Annotated in this window: 1 protein-coding gene; it reads left to right on the top strand. The window is 68.1% G+C overall.

What is annotated here, in order from left to right; translation table 11 throughout:
• The first annotated feature begins 123 nt into the window (after window positions 1-123).
• Window positions 124-513: a WXG100 family type VII secretion target gene (locus ACTMTU_RS36065; RefSeq protein ID WP_441267647.1), complete on the top strand. Its 390-nt coding sequence runs from the start codon at window positions 124-126 to the stop codon at window positions 511-513.
• Window positions 514-611 lie beyond the last annotated feature (98 nt).

The following is a 611-nucleotide window of genomic DNA, read 5'->3' on the forward strand; positions in this document are numbered from 1 at the left end:
CGATGCTGATCGGCCGGCCGGTGTAGCGGACATCACATTCGCCTCTGCCTTTGCAAAGTCCTTGCTGTCAGCGGGCGTTGTTACCGTTCCAAGGACGCTCATCGACCGCGTGGAGGGGGAACCATGGTCGACAAGGCCCATCTTGACGTCTCCGACGACGACCTGACCCGACTCGCCGGCGACCTCGACGGCATGCAGCGCCACCTGGACAACCAGGTACGGCGGATGGACGCGGTCGTCGACCGCATCGAGGCCGGCTGGAAGGGCGAGGCGGCCAAGGGCTACCGCGCCCTGCACCAGGGAGCGGCCGAGGACGCCGTGCGCATCCGGGAGATCCTCAAGGTCCTCGAAGAGGCCATGAGGATGAGCCGGGACGGCTTCACCGACCAGGAGCTGGACACCCTGCGCCGGATGCGGCAGGCCGGGAGCGGTGTCGACGCCGCCCTCGAAGCGGCCGGACTCTCCGAGGGCACCGCCCCCCTCACACCGGCCAGCCGCATCCTCGACGTCTGACACGCACGATTCCACGGGGGCACCACACATGGCAGACGACTACATCGGCGTCAGCTTCAGCACCCTGCGCGAAGCCGCCGGCGAACTCGAGGACATCC

It is taken from the genome of Streptomyces sp. OZ13 (assembly GCF_052068155.1).
Taxonomy (GTDB): Bacteria; Actinomycetota; Actinomycetes; order Streptomycetales; family Streptomycetaceae; genus Streptomyces.

Bases quoted from the DNA above. Each gene is read 5' to 3' on its own strand.
- ACTMTU_RS36065 (WP_441267647.1), top strand. From the start codon at position 124: ATGGTCGACAAGGCCCATCTTGACGTCTCCGACGACGACCTGACCCGA.